Genomic DNA, 21,217 nt, shown 5'->3' with positions numbered 1-21,217 from the left:
TACTATAGAATAATTACAACATAATAACTATTAAAAACAGATTCAACAGAAATGCTGCTATCCATTATGGATGGCAGCTTTCGTCGTTTTATAGGGGTTTCGATTTTGATTCTTTTTCTCAATAAGAATTCGGAAGGAGCGAATAGTAATGAACTCAGAAGTAAAAACATTACAAGTACAAAAGTCTATTTCTCATCCCTCTTTATGGGATACATTAAAGAAACATTATGAACTTATCTTTGCAATCGCATCTGGTATTTTTATTTTAGCTGGTTGGTTATTCACAAAGAATGATGCAATAAATGTAGGCATTACTTGCTATATCCTCGCTTATATAGTTGGTGGATATGCAAAAGCGAAGGAAGGTATTGAAGATACCATTGAAGAGAAAGAGCTAAATGTCGAAATGCTCATGCTCTTTGCTGCTATCGGTGCTGCAATCATTGGCTACTGGGCAGAAGGTGCGATTTTAATCTTTATCTTTGCACTAAGTGGTGCAATGGAATCTTATACATTAAGTAAAAGTCAAAAAGAAATTTCAGCGCTTCTTGATTTACAACCTGAAGAAGCATTACGTATTTCAAATGGAACCGAGGAACGTGTTCCTGTTGGACGATTACAAATTAAAGACATTATTTTAATTAAGCCAGGTGAGCGTGTTCCTGCTGACGGTACGATTCATAACGGTGAAACAAATATCGATGAAGCTGCTATTACAGGGGAACCTATTCCGAATGAGAAAAAATTCGGTGATGAAGTATTTGCCGGTACTGTAAATTTACGCGGTGCTATCGAAGTTAAAATTACGAAGCCGAGCGATCAAACATTATTCCAAAAGATTATCCGTCTCGTCCAAAGTGCACAAAGCGAAAAATCACCATCGCAACTATTCATCGAAAAATTTGAAGGAACATATGTAAAAGGCGTACTGCTCGTTGTTGCGCTTATGATGTTCGTCCCTCACTTCTTACTTGACTGGAGCTGGAATGAAACATTTTATCGCGCTATGATCTTACTTGTAGTCGCATCTCCTTGTGCACTCGTTGCTGCTATTACACCAGCAACTTTATCTGCAATTTCTAACGGCGCAAGAAACGGTATTCTCTTTAAAGGTGGCATACATTTAGAACGCCTCGCTTCAGTAAAAGCGATCGCCTTTGATAAAACAGGAACATTAACACAAGGAAAACCTACCGTAACAGATGTATATGTTCGAGAAAGTATGACAGAAAAAGAAGTACTTTCTATTACAGCATCAATTGAAAGTCACTCTACACACCCTTTAGCTGAATCTATTGTTAAATATGCACAACATGCGTATGACATTGCATTAAAAAAACCAGAAAATGTTGAGGATGTAACTGGTTTTGGACTCAAAGGAATATTTGAAAACAAAGCTTATAAAATAGGTAAAGCTGATTTTATCGGTGTAGAAACAAAGACATTTCATAATGGTATTTCTGCCTCCCTTGAAAAAGAAGGTAAAACTGTCGTTTATATTAGTGATGAGAGAGGCATTCTTGGACTGATCGCTTTAAAAGATACGCTTCGCCAAGAAACAATAGCTGCTATTCGTGAATTACAAAGCATTGGTGTCGAAGCAATTATGATTACTGGAGATAATGAAGAAACGGCAAAAGCAATTGCCTCTGAAAGTAATATAAAGGAATATTACGCATCATGCTTACCAGAAACAAAAGTTGAAACGATTAAAAAGCTAAAAGAAAAATACGGGACAGTAGCAATGGTCGGAGATGGTATAAATGATGCCCCTGCACTCGCTACTGCCAGCATTGGTGTAGCAATGGGTGAAGGAACAGATGTAGCTTTAGAGACTGCTGACGTTGTACTTATGAAGAACGAATTATCTCGCCTTTCCCAAGCAATCCGTTTATCAAAACGAATGAACCGTATTGTAAAGCAAAACGTAATTTTTTCACTAGCTGTAATTGCAATGCTGATTTGTTCAAACTTCTTGCAATTTTTAGCTCTTCCATTCGGTGTTATTGGACATGAAGGAAGTACGATTCTTGTCATTTTGAATGGCTTACGATTATTAAAAGGAAACAAATAAAAACGGGTCCCTCATAGAGGACCCGTTTTTTTCTAGTGGTAGCTATTATGCCCGTTCGCACTACTACTCGTTTTATGCTTTCGATGCGAACTACTCTTTTGTTTATTGTTGTTTTTATTGTTGTGGTTCTTTTTATTATTACTCATGAAATATCCCCCCTGTTCCCTTTTATTATGGAACAAGAGCTCACTTTTCATTACGGGAATTATTGTCACCTGTCCTATAATGATGGAGTAAACCATTAATTTCACCGCCAAGTAAAATTACCCATCCAGTTAAGTAAAACCATAACATTAAAATAATAATACCACCGAGACCACCATATGTATTGGCGTAATTCGCAAACTTATCTACATAATAAGCAAATGAGTACGATACCACAATCCATCCTACAGTAGCAAATGTTGCTCCTGAAATGACTTCTCTTCTTTTTAACTTTCGATCTGGTGCGAATGTATATAAAAAACTAAACAATGCAAATAACACGAAGAAACTCGCTACTAACCGCGTAATACTCCACACGTAAGAAAAACTATCCGATAAACCAATTGCTTTAAATACCGCTGCCCCAATGACTTGTCCAAATACTGGAACAATTAGCGCAAACACAATCATAAAAATGATTGCTAACGTAAACACAATTGATAAAGCTCTCGTTTTAATAAAGGAACGTGTTTCTGTTACATCATACGCACGGTTAAAAGCATTCATAACCGCATTTACCCCGTTTGAAGCAAACCATAGCATTGATAGTAAACCAAATGATAATAAACCACCATTTTGCTCATTTACAACTTTATCAACGTTTACTTCAATTAAGGACATTGCATCTTCGGGTACGTACGGTTCTAATAAATTGAGCACACTTTCTGTTTGAAGGTCAATGAATCCAAGAAGCGTAATTAAGAAAACAAGCCCAGGAAAAATCGCAAGCAAGAAGAAATAAGCGAGCTGTGCTGCCAAGCCCGCTACATCGTCACGCATCGTCCGGTCATACAAATCTTTACCAAACGAATAAGTACGATTTCTTCTCACCTTTTCTAAAATTTTTCTCATATATGTTTAAACGCTTTTCTTCTCTTCTTTATCTTGCTTCAACTCAATGTACGCTTCAGTTTTTTTTTCCTCTGCATTTGATTCTTTCATAAATAGATCACGCGCTTCTTTCATACCACCATCTTCAGCAACTACTGGCTCTTCCTCTGCTTTCAGCTCATCTACCTTTGAAGATACAGCTTGAATTTCAATCGTTTCTGGCTTCTCTGCTGGCTCAACCTTTTTCTTACTAAAAATTTCTTTCGTTTCTTTTAACGTCTCTACAACAGACGGCGTCAATTTTTTAATTTCTGCTACTTTCGCTTTTACTACATTGAAGTCAGCGAGTTCGCGTCCTTTATCTGTAACAGTTTGCACTTTTTCTTTTATCTTCGCATTTTCACCGATTTCAATCATCTTTGTTTTTGCTTTTTCCGCAGTATTTTTTACTTTTTCACGGTTTTCCTTCTTCATCATAGATACAGCCACACCTGCAGCTACACCAATCGCAATGTTTCGAGCAATATTATTTTTCTTTGCCATATTCCTTCACCCTTTCATTTCTTATGTTAGAAAGTATTTCTTTCTAAGCTTCCTCATATTCCTTGTTCATTTCGAATGAAAGCTAATAGCTTTGCACACCCTTCTGTTACAAGGTCATATACTTCTTGGAAATTCCCTGTATAGTAAGGGTCGGGAACGTCTGTCCAGCCACCGTCTGGAACAAAATCGGACAGTCTACCAATATAGCCTCCAGTTTTACCTAAACTTTTTAAATCTGCTATATTCTTGTTGTCCATGGCAATAATATAATCAAACTTTGTTAAGTCTTCTTTTTCTACTTGCCTTGCTTTAATTCCTTCAAAAGTGACTGCATTTTCTTTTAAAATTTTTTGTGTTCCTTTATGTGGCGGATGGCCAACATGCCAATCTCCAGTTCCTGCAGAATCAATGACAATTTTCTCCTCGAGTCCCTCTTTTACGACAAGATCTCGAAAAATTGCTTCTGCCATCGGCGAACGGCAAATGTTCCCAAGACAAACAAACAATACTTGAACCATATATTTGTTTCTTCCTTTCTTGGTGCATTTCTTAATATATACTTATAGTATAAACAACCAATTATTAATTATAAAGGAAATCCCTACTAATTTAATAGGATTGAAAAGATTCATTAACGAAAATGATAAAAAATGTTAAGATATCCTTATGTTATTTTAAAGGGGGACACTTCGGTGGATTTATCCGTAAAGTCAGAAGAAAACGTTGAATATATGGTCGAAGCTATTAAAGAAAAATTACGTATGGTTAATGCTGGAGCGATGAGAGCTGCTAGCTTTAATGAAGAAATGTACGAAGACTTACGTGACATTTATGAGCATGTTATGAAACGTGAAACATTCAGCATCAGTGAAATGCAAGCTATTACAGAAGAATTAGGTACATTAATTAAAAAGTAAAAAAAGCCTCGTTTATATGAGGCTTTTTTTATTTTCAACAAATTCATGACAACTCTTCTCTTTCCCTCAACCAACTGTAAAATACTGTACAATGGAAGTAGAACCTCACCTTAGATTTTTTCTCCATACATACTACTCACAAATAATAGCAAAACTACCATTGCTAACTGTTTTTACTGGAGGTGCTTACTTATGAGCAATTGGTACAGTAAGACGAAAGATCAAACATTAATCGACCTAGAAACAAACGAACAACACGGTTTAACAGATGAAATCGTAAATGAACGTTTACAGCAATACGGCTCTAATGAATTAGCTACAAAACAAAAACGCACGTTATGGCAGCGCATTTTCGCCCAAATTAATGACGTCCTCGTATATGTCCTTATTATTGCTGCCCTTATTTCTGCCTTTGTAGGTGAATGGGCTGATGCAAGTATTATCGCGCTCGTTGTAGTTTTAAACGCTGTTATTGGTGTCATCCAAGAATCGAAAGCAGAACAAGCTTTAGAGGCATTGAAAAAGATGGCGACACCTAAAGCTATCGTCAAGCGAGATGGTGAACTAAAAGAAATTCCATCTGAACAAGTCGTTCCAGGTGATATTGTCATGCTGGATGCAGGACGTTATATCCCATGTGATTTACGGCTTATCGAAACCGCCAATTTGAAAGTTGAAGAATCTGCTCTAACTGGTGAATCTGTCCCTGTTGATAAAAATGCAATTTACCACCCTTCTATGCAAAACGATGAGCAAGTACCATTAGGCGATCAAAAAAATATGGCCTTTATGTCGACACTAGTAACATACGGGCGCGGAGTCGGTGTCGCTGTTGAAACTGGAATGAACTCACAAATTGGTAAGGTTGCTACCCTTTTACATGAAGCCGACGATGATATGACACCACTTCAAAAGAGCTTAGCACAAGTCGGAAAGTATTTAGGCTTTGTCGCTGTATTTATTTGCGTCATTATGTTTATCATCGGTTTTTTACAAGGACGAGATACGTTAGAAATGTTTATGACTGCTATTAGTTTAGCCGTTGCAGCTATTCCAGAAGGCTTGCCGGCTATCGTTTCCATCGTTCTTGCAATTGGTGTGCAGCGAATGATTAAACAAAATGTTATCATTCGTAAACTACCAGCTGTCGAAGCTCTCGGTTCTGTCACAATTATTTGTTCAGATAAAACAGGTACGTTAACGCAAAATAAAATGACCGTTACTCACTTTTATAGTGATAACACATACGACCACTTAGAAAACTTAAATGTAAATAATGATGTACAACGTCTATTGTTAGAAAATATGGTGCTATGCAACGATGCGTCTTACGGTTCCGATTCACAAACAGGGGATCCTACAGAAATCGCCCTTCTTGTTGCTGGAAACACTTTTAACATGCAAAAAGATCATTTAGAAAAGATACATGAACGCGTTAACGAGCTGCCTTTCGATTCAGATCGTAAAATGATGTCAACCGTTCATACATACGATGAAAGCTACTATAGCATGACGAAAGGTGCCATTGATAAACTCTTACCTCGATGTACCCACATATTTAAAAACGGTAAAATCGAGGTTCTAACAGATGCTGATAAAAATCAAATATTAGAAGCTGCCGGGTCAATGTCTCAAGAGGCTTTAAGAGTACTTTCATTCGCATTTAAACAATACAATTCAACCGATGTGGTTATAGATCATCTTGAAGAAAATCTCATCTTTATTGGTCTTGTCGGTATGATTGATCCACCGCGAACTGAAGTAAAAGATTCCATTACAGAATGTAAAAAAGCCGGTATTCGCACAGTTATGATTACTGGTGACCATAAAGATACCGCCTTTGCAATTGCCAAAGAACTTGGTATTGCCAAAGAAATATCTGAAATTATGATTGGAACTGAATTAGATAACATCCCAGATACAGAACTAGCAAATAAAATTAATCACTTAAATGTATTCGCTAGGGTCTCTCCGGAACATAAAGTAAAGATTGTAAAAGCATTACGTGCAAAAGGAAATATCGTTTCTATGACTGGTGATGGTGTCAATGATGCTCCATCTTTAAAGCAGGCTGATGTTGGCGTAGCGATGGGCATTACAGGAACAGACGTTGCAAAAGGGGCAGCGGATGTAGTATTAACAGATGATAATTTCTCATCTATCGTGAAAGCTGTTGAGGAAGGTAGAAATATTTATCGTAACATAAAAAAATCAATTCTCTTCCTACTCTCTTGTAACTTTGGAGAAATTATCGCTTTATTTTTAGCTATTTTACTCGGCTGGGCAACACCACTACGACCTATTCACATTTTGTGGGTCAATTTGATTACAGATACACTGCCTGCATTATCACTTGGGGTTGATCCTGAAGATCCAGATGTGATGAAAGAAAAACCACGACATGCGAAAGAAAGCTTGTTTAGTGGTAGCGTTCCTTTTCTTATTTTCAATGGTGCTGTCATTGGACTTTTAACGTTAGTAGCCTTTATCGCCGGGGCAAAATTCTATACCGGAGATACAAATTTATTTCCTCTCTTCCCAGAGAAAATTGATGAAGACGCTCTATTACACGCTCAAACGATGGCATTTGTCGTTCTTAGTTTTTCTCAGCTCGTTCATTCATTTAACTTGCGTTCAAGAACGAAATCCATTTTTTCAATCGGGATTTTTACAAATAAATATTTAGTCTTCTCCCTTCTTATTGGTGTTCTTATGCAAGTTTGTATTATCTCCATCCCACCTCTTGCAAATATATTCGGTGTACATGCATTAACGATGCGAGATTGGGGATTTGTTCTCTTATTAAGTATCATTCCACTTGTTGTGAATGAGATCATTAAATTAGTAAAGAGAAACTAAAAGGCAATGAGGATTATTCCTCATTGCCTTTTCATTTATTTCACTATTTGTGGGAGATGTCCCCGCTGATTAAAGTTTCACTTTATCCTTGTAATTCTTTTTTTATGTTCTCTGTTAAAGTAGCCATACGCTTGCGGCTTTCTTCACGCTCACGTTTATTTTGCTCTTCAATTTGTTGTGTTTCTTGCATACCTCTTGAAATAATGTTCCAAGTTTCCTCAAGTGTTTCCATCTTAATACTAGAAGAACCTGATAATCTCGCTACTTCCACACTTTGCGTTGCGATATTTTGTGCATTTTTCTTAAGTAATTCATTTGTGCGACGATCCAGTTCAGCCATAGAATCTGCAACTAGCTTTTGACGTTTCGCATTTACCGCTTGAATGATACCATTTTTAAAGATAGGAATCGTTGTAATAAATGCTGTATTGATTTTACCAATTAATTTATTATTACCACGTTGAACCATACGAATTTGTGGTGCTGTAAGTAGCGCAACCATACGTGCTTTTTCTAAATCATCAATACGCTGCTCTAAAATTTCAACAGAGTTTTTCAGTGATTCTAATTCAATACCTGCTAATTGGTCATTGTTACGCACACGCTCTTCGTACATTGGAACCAACTCTGTATTTAAACGCTCTAATAACATTTCCCCTGCTACTACATACTTTTCTAAGTCTAAATAATATTTTAAATTTTGCTCATATAAACCATCTAACGTACCGATTGATTTTTTCATTTCATCTTGATACTTTGTAATTTCTACGTATACTTTATCCATTTCGCGACCCATTGTTTGGTACTTACTAAAGATCTGTTCAATCATTTTATCAGCTTTTTTGAACATACGTGAGAAGAAACCGCTTTTCTCTTCCGCAAAGTCTTTGCTATCGAATCTATCCATAATTTTACCAAGCTGTTTTAATAATTCTCCAGAGTCTTCTATTTTTGATAAAGACATTGTATGTAAAATTTGATCAGCGAAACGTGAAATTTCCATAGATGGTTCTTTTCCAAGCTCGATTAATTCTAACTGATCTTTAATATCTACTGCATTATAAATACGTTGTACTTCTGCATCTTGTCTAAGTTGTAAGCGAACATCTTGTGCTGTTTGCTCATTTAATTCTGTTTTCGAATCTAGTACGACTGGGTTATTCATATGGTATTCTCCCTTTCCTTATAAAAATGGACGAAATAGTCCTTTTATTGTTTGTGATAAATTTTTATAGGCTGATGAACCATGAAACTCAAGATCGAAATTAACTTCTTCAAGCCAATGGGAGTCAAATGCTCCTGCTTCAATATACGGTTCGATATCATTTCTCCCCGTTGGATTAAAGTGGAATACATCTACCCCAATTTGATTTAAAAATAATAATAAAACAGCATCCGAACGGCTTAATTCTCCGCTCTTCTCATTATTAAATATAACAATTTTAGGTACTTCTTGCGAGTAATCAAATTTCTCAAGTTGCTCTAAAATGTTCGGCGGTATTTGAGAAAGCTGTGCGAAAACATACAGTGCTACATCTTGTTTCGTCTCTTTCGCAATGGGTTTACACATTTCACTTTCGCACGTATGGATGATTGCCTCTGCAATACCATGTTGCAATCCTTCTGGCAAACGTTTATGTGGCCACCAATGACTGTTCATAATTAAATCAGGGTGTAATTTCCCCCCGCGGTCTAACGCATCTCGGTAATGATATTGGAAATTCGCTTTTTGTTCTTTCGTAAACGGAAATGTATTAATTAATAAACTGTTATCAAATGATGTAATAGCTTTTAATCGCTGAAAATATTCTTTATCATTTTTTGAGACACCTGATATTTTCGCAAATAAAGAAGGGATATAGATGTGTTTATTTTCAACAAAGAATGTTGGACGCACAAATGCCTTTTCTTTCGTAATTAAAAAGAGTTCATCATACGTTGTTTTGAGCGTACGAGCTACAGGCGTATAGGAACGAAATTGCCATGGCTTGTACAGGAGTGAGTTATCATGGTGAAGTACTTGTTCAATTTCTTTTGAAGCTTGATACGCTACTGTCGCAACTCGCTCACGGCGGCGATCTGGAAATGGCTCAAGAGAAATTCGACCTGGATGAGACACAACAAAACTTCTTCCTTCCTCATCAACATTCTCAAATCCATCTTTTCCTTCTGGGTGATAATAAAGTACATCGCAACCGAGCATAATAAGAAAGTATAAGAAATATATACGGCTTTCCTGTGCATCACCGTACCAAATAATACGCGGCATTTGTTTCTTATAATTAATCGTAGAGAACCACTTCGCTACGTAATTGTCACTTAACTTAATCATATCGATTAAGAAACGACGGAATCCTTCTGTTTTTAATGATTGGTTATGTTGTTTTTCATACAATTTCAATACAGAAATAAACGTCGTATGTATATAATGCTGTAAGTCAGGATTGTCTACTTGTGGTAATAGTTGTTTTCCAGACAGATGGGCGACAAGCCTATTTACTGTAAGGCCATTCGGTGCTTCTTGATGTAATGTAAAAACCTCTTGAATATGGCGTAGTTTTTCGGGATCAATCACCTTATTTAAATTTTGTTCATGCAAAACCACGATCCCTTTTACTTCACTATAATCAAATAGCTCATTGAAATATTCATCTACATCATTAGGAACACCAAGAATACGAGTTGCTATATAACTAAACTTCATCTCATTCTCTGTCAGTTCATATTGTGAGCGATTTTCTAAAAGCGCTTCAAATTGCTTTAAATCTGATTCGTCTTTTAATGCACATGGTTGAAGTGTAAAACGTGAAAACACAACAGTTCACCTCCAAAAACATTTACTTTTTTTATAAAGTCTCTCTTCTATTATAAACTATTTTTAGTTATAAAAAATGGGCGCTCGCATAACGAGCAAACCCATTTCAATTATTTATGATTATTTTTAGTAGCTGCAACTTCTTCTTTAGCTTGTCCAGAATTCTTCATGTAGTGAAGTATAAACGTTGCTCCAAATGCTACAACTAAAATAATAAAGAATAGCGTATGGCTTACTTCAATATGAATAACAGACAATAACATTTTTGCTGCAATAATTAAGATTAAAATATATGCTGTCGTTTCAAGTTCTGGAATACGCTCTAACAATTTTAAGAATACGCCAGCGATACCGCGCATCATTAAAATACCAAGCATTCCGCCTAATAATAGAATCCAAACTTCATTTGATACACCAAATGCAGCAAGTACACTATCTACAGAGAACGCGATATCCATTAATTCAACCATCGCAACTGTTCCCCAGAAGACACCAAACATTCTGAAGAGAATACTGTTTTGGTTCATACCATGAGCTTCCTCTTCTTCTGCATTACCTTTTCTTTTATCAATGAAATATTTAACTGATAGCCAAGCTAAGTAAAGTGCACCTAATACTTTTACCCAAGCTAATTTAATTAAGAACATTCCAATTCCAATTGCAATAAAGCGGAATACATAAGCTCCAATAAGTCCATAGAATAATGCTTTTTTGCGTTTCTCTTCCGGAAGGTGTTTTACCATTACTGCTAACACAAGTGCGTTATCAGCAGATAATAATCCTTCAAGTACAACAAGTGTACCAATTAATCCCCAAGATACTGGATCCTGCAACACTTTAATCCACATGTCCAAGTCGAAAAACTGAGCATACGTATCAAGGATTCCTTGCAAAATACTCATCTTACCTTTATCCCCTATTCTTTGCTAGATTTATAGAAAGGTCAAAAAAAGGAAACGAATATCGTTTCCCTTCTTATGCATCCAAGCCATACGCTCTTACAAGCGCACCTAAGCCACCTTGGAATCCACTTCCTACTGCATTAAACTTCCACTGTCCATTATGACGGTATAATTCACAAAAGACAACTGCTGTTTCAATAGAGAAATCTTCCCCTAAATCAAAACGAAGAACTTCTTCGTTTGTTTCTTCATTCGCTAAACGAACGAACGCATTTTCTACTTGTCCGAAGTTTTGATTACGGCCTTCTCCATCATAAATTGTAACTGTAATAGCAATTCTGTGCACATCTGCCGGAACTTTCTTCAAGTCTACAACAAGTTGTTCATCATCGCCTTCACCTTCACCTGTGCGGTTATCTCCTGTATGTAGAACAGATTCGCAAGGAGACTGTAAATTATTATAGAAAATAAAATCAGTTTCCTTCGTACATTTTCCATTCGCATCTAATAGGAATGCTGATGCATCTAAATCGAAATCTGATCCACCGTCATAAGATTTAATATCCCATCCAAGACCAATTACTGCTTTTGTTAAGCCAGGGCTTGTCTTACCTAAATCAATCTTCTGTCCTTTTTGCAATTGAATAACCATTTATATTCACCTCTATATTTTATATCTTAAAAAATATATCCATCAGTAAACACCTGTTTCACCGATGGATATATAAAATCTATTACTCTACATCTAAACCGAAATTATTACATAGAGACGCTAATCCGCCCTGGAATCCACTTCCGATTGCATTGAACTTCCAGTCACCTGCATGACGGTATAATTCCCCTACTACAACAGCTGTTTCAATAGAGAAATCTTCTCCTAAATCGTAACGAATTAACTCTGCATTCTTTTCTTCATCTAAAATACGTACGAAAGAGTTAGAAACTTGTCCGAAGTTTTGGCTACGACCTTCTCCATCGTAAATTGTGATTGAGAAACAAATGCGTTCGATATGTGCAGGTACATTTTTTAAATCTACTTTAATCGATTCGTCATCGCCTTCACCTTCGCCAGTTCGGTTATCTCCTAAATGCTCGACAGCACCATTCGCACCTTTTGGATTATTATAGAAGACGAAATCCTCTGCACCTGAAACTTTACCGTTAGTACCTACTAAGAAAATACTAACATCTAAATCGAAATCGTTTTGTCCATCATAACGATTCGTATCCCAACCAAGTCCTACAAGAACTTTTGAAAGACCTGGATTTGTTTTTGTTAAGTCTACCTTTTGTCCTTTTTTCAATGAAATTGATGCCATATTCAATTCCTCCTCGGTTTATTTTATTGATAACGTGATACAATCTCACTTAAGTTTTTATCTTGTGTGCCTTCTCCAACAGCTGAAAACTTCCATTCACTTCCGTGGCGATACATTTCACCTGCAATTAGAGTCGTTTTGCCAGCATAATTATCCGATAAATTATAGCGTGCTAATTCTTCACCAGTTTGCGGGCTTTGAATACGAATGTATGCATTACGAATCATCCCGAAATCTTGACGACGATTTACACAGTCATAAATATTTACAACGAATACTAAACGATTAATACGGCTCGGAACTTTATGTAATTCTACGAAAATTGTTTCGTCATCACCAGCGCCTTCACCTGTTAAATTATCTCCTGAATGAATAATACTACCACAAGTAGAAAGTTTGTTTCCGAAGTAAACTAAATCGTTTTTGTTTAAAAAGCGATCCCCTTCTAACATAACAACAGATGCATCACAATCTACATTTGGTTTACTTCCAAATAATGAAGACAGAAACCCACCTGATTGTCCAATTGGATCCCAGCCTAAGCCAACCTGTAGTTTTGCTACTTTTGGTTGTCCTTTCGTTAAATCGATCTTTTGACCTTTTTCTAAAATAATAGGCATGAAGTTTCTTCCTTTCTACAAAGCATTTTCCAAATCGGAAAATATTGTATTCTTCCTTTATATTGTAGCATTATTTACCTAGTGATAAAAAGGATAAATTCTCAGTTATATGAAAACATTCATATAACTTATTTATGCCAATGTAAGAAGTGGTAAATAGCACCAACCATTCCTGCGCAATTTCCGTTTTGTGCAAGTTCAATCTCACAATTATTATAAATCTCTTTATTTAAATATTTTTCTACCTCTTCTTTTACTTCTTTTAAGAACTGATTTCCCCTATCAGTAATTCCTCCACCTATAACAATCATTTCTGGATTAAAAATATACGCAAGGTTACTAATTCCAATCGCTAAATGTTTAAAGAAAACCTCAACTGCTTGCGTAACTTCTCTATCTCCTTTATCATACAGTTCGAAAATCGTTTTTCCATTCCAATCACTTTCACCTTTATATTTTCGCACAAGACGAATTAACCCTGAAATGGAAGCGACCTCTTCAAACTGCTTTCCTTCTATTAACATATTTCCCCATTCACCAGCACTAAAAGAATGTCCTCTGTATAACTCTCCATCTATAAAAATCGCTCCTCCAATACCAGTTCCAAGAGTAAGCATAATAAAATTTCTTTTTCCGTTTCCAATACCTTTCCACTTCTCACCCAAAGCTGCACAATTCACATCATTTTCAACGGACACAGGAACTTGTAATACCCCTTGCAATCTATCAATAATAGGAATAGTCGCGTAGTTCGGAATATGCTCCGCCCCTCCCGTTACAACCCCTTTATGAATATTAACAATTCCCGCAGTACTAATACCAATTCCCGAAATCATATGTTCATTCATTAATTTTTTGGATAGAAGAATAAGTTTTTGAATGATTTGTTCCCCACCCAAATGAATTTCTGTTGAAACTATTTTATGCTTTAGTACTGTTCCTGTTTCTGAAACAATTCCATATTTAATTTCTGTACCACCAATATCAAATGCAATATATTCTTTCATCTGCTGTCACTTCCTCTACTGTAATGAGTGTCAAATTCCCACCACTCTACTATTATAAAGAATTTATACTAACTCTTTTCTCTCTTCAGAAATACACCACCTTTTTCTATATATGTTTTTTTTTGCATAAAACTCTTTTTCCTAAGAAATATTACAAAGGGATGTATTTTAGATGGAATATTAATTTCTTAGGAGGAAAACAATGACGAAACTCTTCATTTTAGCATCAACACTCTCTTTATCTTTTTTTAGTGGTTTAAATATCGGTAATGCAGCAACAGAAGACTTCTCTCCAGCAACAAACGCAATTGTACAAAATAACGATCATTTAGCAGAAGGCAACTCAAAAGATAATAATAAACCACCAGGAAACAATGGTTCTCAGGACGATAGTGGTTCTGGTGGTAACGGTTCTGGCGGCAGTGGCTCTGGTGGCAACGGTTCTGGTGGCAACGGCTCTGGCGGCAACGGTTCTGGTGGCAACGGTTCTGGTGGCAACGGTTCTGATGGCAGTGGTTCTGATGGCAGTGGTTCTGGTGGCAATGGTTCTGGTGGCAGTGGCTCTGGTGGCAACGGTTCTGGTGGCAACGGCTCTGGCGGTAACGGTTCTGGTGGCAATGGTTCTGGTGGCAATGGTTCTGGTGGCAGTGGTTCTGGTGGCAACGGTTCTGATGGCAGTGGTTCTGGTGGCAATGGCTCTGGTGGCAATGGTTCTGGTGGCAATGGCTCTGGCGGTAGCGGTTCTGATGGCAGTGGCTCTGGTGACAACGGTTCTGGCGGTAGTGATTCTGGTGGCAACGGCTCTGGTGGTAACGGCTCTGGCGGCAACGGTTCTGGCGGCAACGGTTCTGGTGGCAGTGGTTCTGGCGGCAACGGTTCTGGTGGCAACGGTTCTGGTGGCAGTGGCTCTGGTGGCAACGGTTCTAGTGGTAACGGTTCTAGTGGTAATGGCTCTAGTGGCAACGGTTCTGATGGCAGTGGCTCTGGTGGCAACGGTTCTAGTGGTAACGGTTCTGGCGGCAATGGCTCTGGCGGCAATGGCTCTGGTGGCAATGGTTCTGGTGGCAACGGTTCTGATGGCAGTGGCTCTGGTGGCAACGGTTCTCAAGGTGGTAATGGCTCTCAAGGCGGCAACCGCGTTAAAGGCGATAGCAGTTCTCAAGGTGGCAACGGATCCCAAGGCGGCAATGTAAAAGATAATGCGAAAAAACAAGGCGATAAGTTACCTAATACGGCAACACATTATCCTACATCTATTTTAATGGGACTTTCAACATTCCTAATCGGTATGTTACTATTTATTCGCCGTAAAAATGCAAAATAAAAACACATCCTTCCATCTAAAACATACATGAAACAAATTGCAAAACTAAAAAGGACTTTGGATTGCATTTTATTATGCAGTCCAAAGTCCTTTTTATCACCTATCAAAAAAACATTAATAAGCTTTTCCCCAATACACCATTTGTTTAGCTTCTTTACCACAACAAATACATTCGTCAGCTAAATGTTCTTGCTCAAAAGGCATACAGCGAGAAGATACTCCAACTTCTTCTTTTAGTTTCTCTTCACAAGCTAATTCTCCGCACCACATTGCCTTAATAAATCCTTGCTTTTCATCAGCTACTTTTTTCATCTCTTCGAAATTCGCCGCACTATACGTATTCTCATCGCGAAATACTTTTGCTTTATTAAATAAAGAATTATGAATTTCCTCAAGTAGTGCTGGAATACGTTTTTCTAATTGATCCATTGATATAAATTCTTTTTCTTTCGTATCTCTTCTAACAAGTACAACTTGATTCTTTTCAATATCTTTAGGACCAACTTCTAATCGAATTGGAATGCCCTTCATTTCATACTCGTTAAATTTCCAGCCTGGTGTTTTATTACTAGCATCTATTTTTACGCGTGCAACCTTTTGAATATGTTCTTGTAACTCTGTTGCTTTCGCTAAAACTCCTTCTTTATGCTGCGCAATTGGGACAATAACAACTTGCACCGGTGCAACTTTAGGAGGCATTACAAGACCATTATTATCGCTATGAACCATAATAAGTCCACCTATCATTCTTGTTGATACACCCCAAGATGTTTGGTGTACATATTGCCACTTACCGTTGCGATCTAAAAATTTAATATCAAATGCTTCAGAGAAATTCGTTCCAAAGTTATGGGATGTTCCTGTTTGAAGTGCTTTCCCATCATGCATTAAACTTTCGATCGTATAAGTTGCCTTTGCTCCTGCAAACTTTTCTTTTTCTGTTTTTTGCCCTTTAATTACTGGTATCGCTAAGTAATCTTCACAGAAAGAAGCATATAGATTTAAAATATGTAACGTTTCAGCTTGCGATTCTTCTGCTGTTTCATGAATTGTATGACCCTCTTGCCATAAGAATTCCGTTGTACGAAGGAATGGTCTCGTTGTTTTCTCCCAACGAACTACTGAACACCACTGATTATATAGCTTTGGCAAATCATTATAGGATTGCACAATTTTTGAAAAATGCTCACAGAATAAAGTTTCAGATGTAGGCCGTATACAAAGTCTCTCCGCTAATTTTTCATCCCCGCCATGTGTCACCCATGCTACTTCAGGAGCAAATCCTTCTACATGATCCTTCTCTTTTTGCAATAGACTTTCTGGAATAAACATTGGCATATATACATTTTCATGACCAGTTGCTTTTAACTTTTCATCCATAACTTTCTGCATATTTTCCCATAAGGCATAACCGTACGGGCGTAGAATCATACATCCTTTTACACTTGAATAATCAACAAGTTCTGCTTTTTTTACAATATCTGTGTACCACTGTGCAAAATCCTCTTCCATCTTCGTAATCGCTTGTACTTGTTCTTTTGCCATAGTCAGTCTTCCTCCTTTTGAAAATACAAAAAAGCCCGCGTCCCTAAATAGGGACCGAGCTTTGCCGGCGTTACCACCCTGATTCATGCACAAAAAATTGTGCATGCTCTCTTTTTGATAACGGGAAATTCCCGCTGCATATGCAGAACGCAAAGGTAGGTTCCATATCGCCTTTTTAAGAATCTTTCAGCCTGGCGGATTCTCTCTCTGCTAAAAAGGTTGAACATGTACTAGTCCTTTTTCATCGTTATAACGAAATAAATTTGTTGATTATCATAATACAAATTCTTTTTTTAAACAATAGCTAATTTTCTCATTTTTATATATTCTTTTCATTTTCTGCAGTTTTATACGTAGCTTTTTCGCGAGATTTTTACCAGTTGATGTGCAATCATACCGATAAGTGTACCAAGTAGAACGAAGAAACCAATAAATCCATATCCCATTCCTTCCCATCCACCAATCACCATCATTGTAATCGGAAAGGATGCTAAGCAAAGAAGTATTAAACTAAGTGCAAATATAATATCGAACTGTTTGTTTGGAAACCGTTTCTTTAGTAAATACGAAATAGCAAATACAAGGATAATCGTAATTCCGCCAATGATGTAAAAGATACTAAATCCATCTAGCCAATCCATAGTATTCCCTCCTCCCATTCATTCCCTTATACTTAATTATATGTTTAATTTTTCTGAAAATAAATAATAAATTTTTACCTAGAAATATATTTTTATTACTAGGTATTAATAGTAATATATAAGAATAGGTTTTATATAATCAGGAGGGAACTTTATGGATAAAGCATTAACAAATCACGTCATTATTTTATCTTTCGATTGCTTATCAGCTTTAGATTTTCCTATATTACAAAAACTTCCTAATTTCCAAACATTAATAAATAAGGGCGCGATGGCGAGAAAAGTGGAACCTATTTATCCTTCTGTAACATATCCAAGTCACTCAACAATCGTTACTGGAAACTACCCTAATAAACATGGCGTAGTTAGCAATACGTTACTTCAACCTGGACGCGAGTCACCAGATTGGCATTGGTACCGAAAATCCATTAAAGGAACAACGTTATACGATGAAGCACATAAAGCAAATTTAACGACAGCTGCCCTTCTATGGCCTGTTACCGGCAGAGCAAATATTGATTACAATTTACCTGAAATTTTTCCAAATAGACCGTGGCAAAATCAAATCTTAGTTTCATTATTTAGCGGTAGCCCGCTATATCAATTAGATTTGAATCAGCGTTTTGGTCATATAAGAAATGGCTTATCACAGCCTGGACTCGATGATTTCGTACTTGCTTCTGCTGTGCATACAATCCAGACGAAGAAGCCTAATGTCATGTTTGTACATTTCACCGATTTAGACACTCAAAGACACTATCACGGCTTTGAATCTAACGAAACAATAGCTGCTATCCATAGACATGATGAACGGCTAGGAAAAATTATTCAAGCTTTAAAAGACAGTGACCTATACGAAGAAAGTACAATTATCGCTCTCGGTGATCATAGCGCCTTAAGTGAAAACAAAGCCATCCAATTAAATGTACTATTTTATCAAAAAGGGCTTATATCTATAAATTCAAAAGGAAAATTAGTAGACTGGAAGGTCTATTGCCAAAGTTGCGACGGCTCTGCCTATGTATATGTGAAGGACAAAAATGATACGGATACAATTCGAAAAGTACAACTACTACTTGAAGAGTTACTTCAAAATAAACAAAACGGTATTGAATTTATGCTTCATGATGAAGCTGCAAAAGACTGCGGTGCAGATGGTAATTGTTTATTTATGTTGGAAGCACAAGAAGGATATTATTTCACTGAAAACTATACAGGCGATTTTATAAAAGAAATTACTGAAAAAGATGTTACGCCTAGTAAAAAATATACATTTGGTACGCATGGATACTCTCCAACAAAACCTAACTATGAAACAATTTTTATCGCTGCTGGGAAAGGGATAAAAAGCGGCGTTACCATTCCGTATATGAGACTTATTGATGAAGGTCCAACTATCGCTAGACTACTCGGTTTACACTTAGGTGAAACAGACGGATCAATTGTAGAGGATTTACTTCAATTGTAAAGAACTGTGTATATATGTAAAAGTTATGTAAAAATCATCACTGTTTCTCTTTTTATAATTTTTATTTTTGTACACTGTTAGTAGAACAAATTTAAGGGGGAACATTATATGAAAAAAATGTCCAGACAAGAAAAAAGCTGGATATTATACGATTGGGCGAATTCGGTATATTCGCTCGTCATTACCACTGCATTATTTCCAATTTACTTTAAAGCAGCTGCAAAAGAAGCCGGACTATCTGGTGCAACTTCAACGGCATATTGGGGATATGCAAACTCTTTTGCTACACTTTTAATTTCTATACTTGCTCCTATTCTCGGCACAGTTGCTGATTATAAAGGATTTAAAAAACGATTTTTCACATTCTTCTTTGGACTCGGTATCGTATTTACAAGTATGCTAGCAGTCGTCCCAACGTCTCAGTGGTACTTATTATTAGGCTGCTATATGCTCGCATTAGTCGGTTTTGCGGGAGCAAACATTTTTTATGATGCATTTTTAGTAGATGTTACCTCTAAAGATAGAATGGACCGAATTTCTACAAGAGGCTTTGCATTAGGTTATATTGGGAGCACAATTCCTTTTATCGGTTGTATCGCTCTTATTATCCTTGCTCAAAAAGGAACTATCCCTTTATCAGTCGGCATTGCTAGTCAAATTTCGTTCGCAATAACAGCTCTTTGGTGGGGATTATTTACAATTCCAATGCTAAAAAATGTAGAACAAACACATTATATTGAACGTCATCCAAGACCAATTGCAATGAGCTTCAAACGTCTTGCTGATACTTTTAAAAATATTAAAGAATATAAAACTGTATTTATGTTCCTAATCGCTTACTTCTTCTACATTGACGGGGTCGATACAATTATTACTATGTCTACCGCTTACGGAACAGATCTCGGTATTAGTGCAACGAATCTATTAATCATCTTATTTGTCACACAAATTGTAGCTTGTCCATTCGCCTTATTATACGGAAAGTTATCAGAAACATTTACAGGTAAAAAAATGCTATACGTCGGTATTATTATTTATATCATTATCTGCATATATGCTTATTTCTTAAAAACGACACTCGATTTCTGGATTTTAGCAATGTTAGTTGCCACTTCTCAAGGTGGTATTCAAGCACTTAGTCGTTCCTATTTTGCAAAACTAGTACCAAAAGAATCTGCAAATGAATTCTTCGGATTTTATAATATCTTTGGTAAATTCGCGGCAATTATGGGTCCCGTATTAGTCGGTGTTACAACGCAATTAACGGGAAAAACAAACGCTGGTGTCCTTAGTATTATTGTACTGTTCGTTATCGGTGGATTCTTACTAACTAGAGTTCCCGAAAATGATAAATCCGTTACACCACCTAGTCCAAAAACTAAAACGCTATAAGAAAAAGATCCTCTTCGCATGAGAAGAGGATCTTTTTCTTTATTTTTAGCGATAACGTCTTACAATTAAAAATTCTACAGCCGGCTTTACAACTATCGCAGCGCATAACGCAAACAAAAGCGGTATGTTATGAAAATCAATCCATTTATTAAAACCTACCGATGCGAAAAACAAACCAAAAATTAATACAACAAGTACATAATACGTAACATTTGCACTTGTTTTTAATACATGTTTTTCTACATCTTCTTTCTCCTCCGTTATCCCTTCCACATTATGCGATGCCAAACTTTTAAACATATAATGTAATGCGATGCTACAAATAAATAGTGCATACCAGTTTACTTGAAGTTCAGTTAACCAATAATAAAGTGCAAACACTAACGTACTTATAGCTACTAATGCCGTAACTACAAGGCTTATTTTCTCTTTCCCCAACAACTACTCCCCCTACAGCTTGTACAAAAATAGTTTATCAACAGTTGTTCCTAATACTTCAGCTAAACGGAATGCTAACGCTAAGCTTGGATCATATTTATTATTCTCAATTGCATTTATCGTCTGTCTAGAAACTTTACACTTATCAGCCAATGCACCTTGTGAAATATTATTTTCAGTGCGTAATTCATAGATTTGATTTTTCACACCATTTCTCCTAACCTGTAAAATCGTTTTTACATCATCAGTATATAGTTGGGGCATTTCATTGTCAAAAGATTGCCACAAGAAAAAGGAGCAATCCTGCTCCCTTACAAT

At 36.6% G+C, this 21,217-nt stretch carries 20 protein-coding genes and 1 other annotated feature; of the genes, 6 read left to right on the top strand and 14 right to left on the bottom strand.

Annotated features, from left to right (window positions below):
• Positions 1-148: 148 nt before the first annotated feature.
• Positions 149-2,074: a heavy metal translocating P-type ATPase gene (locus J0835_RS02390; protein ID WP_087979309.1), complete on the top strand. Its 1,926-nt coding sequence runs from the start codon at positions 149-151 to the stop codon at positions 2,072-2,074.
• A 186-nt stretch (positions 2,075-2,260) separates the two neighbouring features.
• Here the strand turns inward: J0835_RS02390 and J0835_RS02385 are convergent, their stop codons facing one another.
• From J0835_RS02385 to J0835_RS02375, 3 genes are read right to left on the bottom strand one after another with little or no spacing between them, the layout of a single operon-like run.
• Positions 2,261-3,130 carry a YihY/virulence factor BrkB family protein gene (locus J0835_RS02385; RefSeq protein ID WP_001226530.1) on the bottom strand — a complete coding sequence of 290 codons (870 nt, stop codon included), beginning with the start codon at positions 3,128-3,130 and terminating at the stop codon, positions 2,261-2,263.
• 6 nt (positions 3,131-3,136) lie between these two features.
• The gene (locus J0835_RS02380; RefSeq protein ID WP_087979307.1) at positions 3,137-3,652 is read right to left on the bottom strand and encodes a DUF4075 domain-containing protein; all 516 of its coding nucleotides are present in this window, start codon (positions 3,650-3,652) and stop codon (positions 3,137-3,139) included.
• A 53-nt stretch (positions 3,653-3,705) separates the two neighbouring features.
• The gene (locus J0835_RS02375; protein ID WP_000250910.1) at positions 3,706-4,170 is read right to left on the bottom strand and encodes a low molecular weight protein-tyrosine-phosphatase; all 465 of its coding nucleotides are present in this window, start codon (positions 4,168-4,170) and stop codon (positions 3,706-3,708) included.
• A gap of 174 nt (positions 4,171-4,344) precedes the next feature.
• On the opposite strand from J0835_RS02375, the gene J0835_RS02370 reads away from it, so the two are divergent.
• Together J0835_RS02370 and J0835_RS02365 are read left to right on the top strand one after the other, a co-directional pair.
• Positions 4,345-4,569: a DUF1128 domain-containing protein gene (locus J0835_RS02370; protein ID WP_000366197.1), complete on the top strand. Its 225-nt coding sequence runs from the start codon at positions 4,345-4,347 to the stop codon at positions 4,567-4,569.
• A gap of 192 nt (positions 4,570-4,761) precedes the next feature.
• Positions 4,762-7,428 (top strand): cation-translocating P-type ATPase, encoded by a 2,667-nt coding sequence (locus J0835_RS02365; protein WP_087979306.1) that lies wholly within the window; start codon positions 4,762-4,764, stop codon positions 7,426-7,428.
• A gap of 82 nt (positions 7,429-7,510) precedes the next feature.
• Here the strand turns inward: J0835_RS02365 and J0835_RS02360 are convergent, their stop codons facing one another.
• From J0835_RS02360 to J0835_RS02330, 7 genes are all read right to left on the bottom strand, one after another.
• The gene (locus tag J0835_RS02360; protein ID WP_001064419.1) at positions 7,511-8,593 is read right to left on the bottom strand and encodes a toxic anion resistance protein; all 1,083 of its coding nucleotides are present in this window, start codon (positions 8,591-8,593) and stop codon (positions 7,511-7,513) included.
• 18 nt (positions 8,594-8,611) lie between these two features.
• Positions 8,612-10,243: a YceG family protein gene (locus J0835_RS02355; RefSeq protein WP_087979305.1), complete on the bottom strand. Its 1,632-nt coding sequence runs from the start codon at positions 10,241-10,243 to the stop codon at positions 8,612-8,614.
• A 110-nt stretch (positions 10,244-10,353) separates the two neighbouring features.
• Positions 10,354-11,145 carry a TerC family protein gene (locus J0835_RS02350; RefSeq protein WP_042515766.1) on the bottom strand — a complete coding sequence of 264 codons (792 nt, stop codon included), beginning with the start codon at positions 11,143-11,145 and terminating at the stop codon, positions 10,354-10,356.
• A 73-nt stretch (positions 11,146-11,218) separates the two neighbouring features.
• The gene (locus J0835_RS02345; protein ID WP_087979304.1) at positions 11,219-11,797 is read right to left on the bottom strand and encodes a TerD family protein; all 579 of its coding nucleotides are present in this window, start codon (positions 11,795-11,797) and stop codon (positions 11,219-11,221) included.
• An 82-nt stretch (positions 11,798-11,879) separates the two neighbouring features.
• Complete coding sequence (locus J0835_RS02340; RefSeq protein ID WP_140386653.1) at positions 11,880-12,464, bottom strand: TerD family protein; 585 nt, start codon at positions 12,462-12,464, stop codon at positions 11,880-11,882.
• A gap of 23 nt (positions 12,465-12,487) precedes the next feature.
• On the bottom strand, positions 12,488-13,084 hold the full coding sequence (locus J0835_RS02335; RefSeq protein WP_087979302.1) for a TerD family protein: 597 nt from the start codon (positions 13,082-13,084) through the stop codon (positions 12,488-12,490).
• A 128-nt stretch (positions 13,085-13,212) separates the two neighbouring features.
• A complete protein-coding gene (locus J0835_RS02330; protein ID WP_087979301.1) occupies positions 13,213-14,091 on the bottom strand; it encodes an ROK family protein in 879 nt (292 codons plus the stop codon).
• A 202-nt stretch (positions 14,092-14,293) separates the two neighbouring features.
• On the opposite strand from J0835_RS02330, the gene J0835_RS02325 reads away from it, so the two are divergent.
• On the top strand, positions 14,294-15,415 hold the full coding sequence (locus J0835_RS02325; RefSeq protein ID WP_087979300.1) for a cell wall anchor protein: 1,122 nt from the start codon (positions 14,294-14,296) through the stop codon (positions 15,413-15,415).
• 114 nt (positions 15,416-15,529) lie between these two features.
• On the opposite strand, the gene proS is transcribed toward J0835_RS02325, so the two are convergent.
• Positions 15,530-16,960, bottom strand: a complete 1,431-nt coding sequence (gene proS, locus J0835_RS02320) for a proline--tRNA ligase (protein ID WP_087979299.1) — start codon at positions 16,958-16,960, stop codon at positions 15,530-15,532.
• A 46-nt stretch (positions 16,961-17,006) separates the two neighbouring features.
• Positions 17,007-17,214: a binding site (T-box leader), on the bottom strand.
• Positions 17,215-17,307: 93 nt separating this feature from the next.
• Positions 17,308-17,601, bottom strand: a complete 294-nt coding sequence (locus tag J0835_RS02315) for a YesK-like family protein (RefSeq protein WP_140386652.1) — start codon at positions 17,599-17,601, stop codon at positions 17,308-17,310.
• Positions 17,602-17,755: 154 nt separating this feature from the next.
• Between J0835_RS02315 and J0835_RS02310 the strand changes: the two genes are divergently transcribed.
• Both J0835_RS02310 and J0835_RS02305 read left to right on the top strand, forming a co-directional pair.
• Entirely contained in the window at positions 17,756-19,069 is a 1,314-nt protein-coding gene (locus J0835_RS02310) for an alkaline phosphatase family protein (protein WP_087979297.1), read from the top strand.
• Positions 19,070-19,177: 108 nt separating this feature from the next.
• Positions 19,178-20,461, top strand: a complete 1,284-nt coding sequence (locus J0835_RS02305; RefSeq protein WP_087979296.1) for an MFS transporter — start codon at positions 19,178-19,180, stop codon at positions 20,459-20,461.
• Between the two features lie 45 nt (positions 20,462-20,506).
• Here J0835_RS02305 and J0835_RS02300 read toward each other — a convergent pair whose 3' ends face one another.
• Both J0835_RS02300 and J0835_RS02295 read right to left on the bottom strand, forming a co-directional pair.
• Positions 20,507-20,899, bottom strand: coding sequence for a hypothetical protein (locus tag J0835_RS02300; protein WP_087979295.1), 393 nt, complete (start codon positions 20,897-20,899; stop codon positions 20,507-20,509).
• Between the two features lie 12 nt (positions 20,900-20,911).
• Entirely contained in the window at positions 20,912-21,163 is a 252-nt protein-coding gene (locus tag J0835_RS02295; protein WP_002070345.1) for a helix-turn-helix transcriptional regulator, read from the bottom strand.
• Between the last annotated feature and the right edge of the window lie 54 nt (positions 21,164-21,217).

The sequence above is a fragment of the Bacillus cereus group sp. Sample62 genome (assembly GCF_036851315.1).
Classification (GTDB): Bacteria; Bacillota; Bacilli; order Bacillales; family Bacillaceae_G; genus Bacillus_A; species Bacillus_A wiedmannii.
This window is presented reverse-complemented; position numbering and strand designations above follow the sequence as displayed.

Bases quoted from the DNA above. Each gene is read 5' to 3' on its own strand.
- J0835_RS02390 (WP_087979309.1), top strand. From the start codon at position 149: ATGAACTCAGAAGTAAAAACATTACAAGTACAAAAGTCTATTTCTCAT.
- J0835_RS02385 (WP_001226530.1), bottom strand. From the start codon at position 3,130: ATGAGAAAAATTTTAGAAAAGGTGAGAAGAAATCGTACTTATTCGTTT.
- J0835_RS02380 (WP_087979307.1), bottom strand. From the start codon at position 3,652: ATGGCAAAGAAAAATAATATTGCTCGAAACATTGCGATTGGTGTAGCT.
- J0835_RS02375 (WP_000250910.1), bottom strand. From the start codon at position 4,170: ATGGTTCAAGTATTGTTTGTTTGTCTTGGGAACATTTGCCGTTCGCCG.
- J0835_RS02365 (WP_087979306.1), top strand. From the start codon at position 4,762: ATGAGCAATTGGTACAGTAAGACGAAAGATCAAACATTAATCGACCTA.
- J0835_RS02360 (WP_001064419.1), bottom strand. From the start codon at position 8,593: ATGAATAACCCAGTCGTACTAGATTCGAAAACAGAATTAAATGAGCAA.
- J0835_RS02350 (WP_042515766.1), bottom strand. From the start codon at position 11,145: ATGAGTATTTTGCAAGGAATCCTTGATACGTATGCTCAGTTTTTCGAC.
- J0835_RS02345 (WP_087979304.1), bottom strand. From the start codon at position 11,797: ATGGTTATTCAATTGCAAAAAGGACAGAAGATTGATTTAGGTAAGACA.
- J0835_RS02340 (WP_140386653.1), bottom strand. From the start codon at position 12,464: ATGGCATCAATTTCATTGAAAAAAGGACAAAAGGTAGACTTAACAAAA.
- J0835_RS02335 (WP_087979302.1), bottom strand. From the start codon at position 13,084: ATGCCTATTATTTTAGAAAAAGGTCAAAAGATCGATTTAACGAAAGGA.
- J0835_RS02330 (WP_087979301.1), bottom strand. From the start codon at position 14,091: ATGAAAGAATATATTGCATTTGATATTGGTGGTACAGAAATTAAATAT.
- J0835_RS02325 (WP_087979300.1), top strand. From the start codon at position 14,294: ATGACGAAACTCTTCATTTTAGCATCAACACTCTCTTTATCTTTTTTT.
- proS (WP_087979299.1), bottom strand. From the start codon at position 16,960: ATGGCAAAAGAACAAGTACAAGCGATTACGAAGATGGAAGAGGATTTT.
- J0835_RS02315 (WP_140386652.1), bottom strand. From the start codon at position 17,601: ATGGATTGGCTAGATGGATTTAGTATCTTTTACATCATTGGCGGAATT.
- J0835_RS02310 (WP_087979297.1), top strand. From the start codon at position 17,756: ATGGATAAAGCATTAACAAATCACGTCATTATTTTATCTTTCGATTGC.
- J0835_RS02305 (WP_087979296.1), top strand. From the start codon at position 19,178: ATGAAAAAAATGTCCAGACAAGAAAAAAGCTGGATATTATACGATTGG.
- J0835_RS02295 (WP_002070345.1), bottom strand. From the start codon at position 21,163: ATGCCCCAACTATATACTGATGATGTAAAAACGATTTTACAGGTTAGG.